Source organism: Streptomyces solincola (genome assembly GCF_002982015.1).
Taxonomy (GTDB): Bacteria; Actinomycetota; Actinomycetes; order Streptomycetales; family Streptomycetaceae; genus Streptomyces; species Streptomyces solincola.
Genome location: NZ_PVLV01000459.1, coordinates 1 through 3677, shown reverse-complemented (window position 1 = coordinate 3677; position 3677 = coordinate 1). Strand labels below are relative to the sequence as shown.

The window sequence follows — 3677 nt, the reverse complement described above, 5'->3', positions numbered from 1 at the left end:
CCCCCGCCCCCCCCCCCGCCGCCCCCCCCCCCCCCCCCGCCCCCGGCGGCGCCCCGGTCCAGGTCCCCGCCGCGCCCGCCGCGGCCACCGCCGGGACGCCCACCGCGAGCGCCGTCCCGCTGTCCTGGCCGGCCGTCCCCGGCGCCACCGGCTACACCGTCTACCGGGACGGGGCCAAGGCGCTGAGCACCTCCGCCACCTCGGCCACCGTCACCGGGCTGGCCGCCGCCACCGCGTACCGCTTCCAGGTCACCGCCACCAACAGCGCCGGCGAGTCGCCGAAGTCGGCCGCCGTCACCGCCACCACCGCTCCCGGCGGCCCCGTCGACCCGCCGCCCGGCGGAGGCGGCGACGACCTGCCCGCGCACGCCCTGGTCGGCTATCTGCACGCCAGCTTCGCCAACGGCTCCGGCTACACCCGGATGGCGGACGTCCCGGACTCCTGGGACGTGATCAACCTGGCCTTCGGCGAGCCCACCTCGGTCACCTCCGGCGACATCCGCTTCGCGCTCTGCCCGAAGACCGAGTGCCCGAACGTGGAGAGCGCGGCCGAGTTCAAGGCCGCCATCAAGGCCAAGCAGGCGGCCGGCAAGAAGGTGCTGATCTCCATCGGCGGCCAGAACGGGCAGGTCCGGCTCGCCTCCACAGCCGCCCGGGACGCCTTCGTCACCTCCGTGTCGAAGATCATCGACGAGTACGGCCTGGACGGCCTGGACATCGACTTCGAGGGCCACTCGCTCTCCCTCGACACCGGCGACACCGACTTCCGCAACCCCACCACCCCGGTCATCACCCACCTGATCTCGGCGGTGAAGACCCTCAAGGCCAGGTACGGCGCCGACTTCGTGCTCACCATGGCCCCGGAGACCTTCTTCGTGCAGCTCGGCTACCAGTTCTACGGCTCCGGGCCCTGGGGCGGCCAGGACCCGCGGGCCGGGGCCTACCTGCCGGTCATCCACGCCCTGCGCGACGACCTCACCCTGCTGCACGTCCAGGACTACAACTCCGGCCCGATCATGGGCCTGGACAACCAGTACCACTCCATGGGCGGCGCGGACTTCCACATCGCGATGACCGACATGCTGCTCACCGGCTTCCCCGTCGCCGGCAACACCCAGCGGGTCTTCCCGGCCCTGCGCCCCGAGCAGGTCGCCATCGGGCTGCCCGCCACCCCCAACGCGGGCAACGGCCACACCCCGCCCGCCGAGGTGAACAAGGCCCTGGACTGCCTGACGAAGAAGGTGAACTGCGGCTCGTACCAGACCCACGGCGCCTGGCCTGCCCTGCGCGGGCTCATGAGCTGGTCGATCAACTGGGACCGGTTCGGCGGCGGGGAGTTCGCCCGGAACTTCGACGCCTACCGCTGGAACTGACCCACCACAGGGGCGCCAGCAGCAGCACGCCCAGACAGAGGCTGCCGGCCACGTCCAGCGGCCAGTGGTAGCCCCGCAGCACCAGCCCGGCGCCCGTCGCCGCCGTCAGGAACACGGCGACGGGCGTCGCCCAGCGCCACCGCTCCCGTACCAGCAGCGCGGCCCCGCCGTACGCCGCCATCGCGGTGGCGGTGTGCCCCGACGGGTAGTAGCCGGTGGCCTCGGTCAGCGGACCGGCCCGGTCCACCAGCAGCTTCAGCGGGACGACGAGGACGGGCACCAGCACCATCGCCAGCGCCGCCCACCCGGCGGCGGCCCGCGCCCCGCGGCGTACCGCCCACACCACCGCCGCGACCAGCACCGGCACCGCGACCGGCATGTTGCCGAGGTCCGCGCCCAGCTCCGCGACGGGGGCCGGGACCGAGCCGACCAGCGCGCCGCTCACCCGCTCGTCCAGTCGGACGACGGGACCGCGGGCCAGGACCTGCCAGGTGGCGGCGGCGAACAGCAGCGCCGGAAGCAGCAGGAGAACGAGAAGGGCCGGCCGTCCCGGAACAGGGGGGGTGGTTCCGGGACGGCCGGCCTCGTCGGTGTGCCGCGTGCCCCGGGGGGTGTGGGGCGGGCGGCCGTCCGACCGGAGAGGACTTCCGGAGCGCGAGGCTCCAGCGGTGTGCGCCAGGGCGCGGCCGGTACGGGGCTGGGGAGGCTCCGCACCGGTGTCGCCCGCAGTCCCCTGCGGGCGGGGTGTCTCTCTCATCCGCTCAGACCGTACGGCAGAGCGGAGGGGGCCGACAGCCGGATCTCCATCCCGCCATCGGCCCCCCACGACCTCTTCACAACCGGTCGATCACCGTCACACCGGCTCGCACACGTCTCAGACGCCGGCGAACGCGTTCTCGATGATGTCGAGGCCCTCGTTCAGCAGGTCCTCGCCGATGACCAGCGGCGGCAGGAAGCGGAGCACGTTGCCGTAGGTGCCGCAGGTGAGGACGAGCAGGCCCTCGGCGTGGCAGGCCTTGGCGAGCGCGCCGGCGGCCTCCGGGTGGGGCTCCTTGGTGGCCGGGTCCTTGACCAGCTCGACGGCGATCATCGCGCCGCGGCCCCGGATGTCGCCGATGATCTCGAACTTCTCCTGCATCGCGGCGAGGCGGCCCTTCATGACCTCCTCGATGCGCTTGGCCTTGCCGTTGAGGTCGAGCTCCTTCATGGTCTCGATCGCGCCGAGCGCGCCGGCGCAGGCCACCGGGTTGCCGCCGTAGGTGCCGCCGAGGCCGCCGCCGTGCACGGAGTCCAGGATCTCGGCGCGGCCGGTGACCGCGGCGAGCGGCAGGCCGCCCGCGATGCCCTTGGCGGTGGTGATGAGGTCCGGGACGACGCCCTCGTCCTCGCAGGCGAACCACTGGCCGGTGCGGCAGAAGCCGGACTGGATCTCGTCCGCGACGAAGACGATGCCGTTGTCCTTGGCGAACCGGCTGATCGCCGGCAGGAAGCCCTTGGCCGGCTCGATGAAGCCGCCCTCGCCGAGGACCGGCTCGATGATGATCGCGGCGACGTTCTCCGCGCCGATCTGCTTGGAGATCTGGTCGATGGCCTGGGCGGCGGCCTCGGGGCCGCAGTTCTCCGCACCGGTGGGCCAGCGGTAGCCGTAGGCGACCGGTACGCGGTAGACCTCCGGCGCGAACGGGCCGAAGCCGTTCTTGTACGGCATGTTCTTGGCCGTCAGCGCCATGGTGAGGTTGGTGCGGCCGTGGTAGCCGTGGTCGAAGACCACGACGGCCTGGCGCTTGGTGTACGAGCGGGCGATCTTCACCGCGTTCTCGACGGCCTCGGCGCCGCTGTTGAACAGCGCGGACTTCTTGGCGTGGTCGCCCGGGGTCAGCTCGGCCAGCGCCTCGCAGACCTCCACGTAGCCCTCGTAAGGGGTGACCATGAAACAGGTGTGGGTGAAGTCGGCGAGCTGGGCGGAGGCCCGGCGCACCACGGCCTCGGCGGAGGCGCCGACCGAGGTCACGGCGATGCCGGAGCCGAAGTCGATCAGGCGGTTGCCGTCCACGTCCTCGATGATCCCGCCGCCCGCGCGGACCGTGAAGACCGGCAGCACGGAGCCCACGCCACCGGCGACCGCGGCGGTACGACGGGCCTGAAGCTCCTGCGACTTCGGGCCGGGAATGGCGGTGACGACGCGGCGCTCCTGCGGAATTTCGGTCATGCGGGGCTCCTGGGGGTGATCCGGACGCTCTGATGCTTTCTTTCGCAGGCTAGGGGCGGGCGGGGGGTGGCGGCATGCGCCGATCGGGAGTGGTG

General features: G+C 72.8%; 3 protein-coding genes. 1 reads left to right on the top strand and 2 read right to left on the bottom strand.

Annotation, left to right across the window (positions count from 1 at the left end; translation table 11 throughout):
* A partial coding sequence (locus C6N75_RS24510) for a chitinase (protein ID WP_105871071.1) occupies positions 1 to 1373 on the top strand: 1373 nt, incomplete at its 5' end.
* Here the strand turns inward: C6N75_RS24510 and C6N75_RS24505 are convergent.
* Together C6N75_RS24505 and gabT are read right to left on the bottom strand one after the other, a co-directional pair.
* Positions 1309 to 2130 (bottom strand): phosphatase PAP2 family protein, encoded by an 822-nt coding sequence (locus C6N75_RS24505; RefSeq protein ID WP_105871070.1) that lies wholly within the window; start codon positions 2128 to 2130, stop codon positions 1309 to 1311. The two genes, C6N75_RS24510 and C6N75_RS24505, sit on opposite strands and share 65 nt — an antisense overlap.
* Before the next feature lie 117 nt (positions 2131 to 2247).
* Positions 2248 to 3582 (bottom strand): 4-aminobutyrate--2-oxoglutarate transaminase, encoded by a 1335-nt coding sequence (gene gabT, locus C6N75_RS24500; RefSeq protein ID WP_105871069.1) that lies wholly within the window; start codon positions 3580 to 3582, stop codon positions 2248 to 2250.
* Between the last annotated feature and the right edge of the window lie 95 nt (positions 3583 to 3677).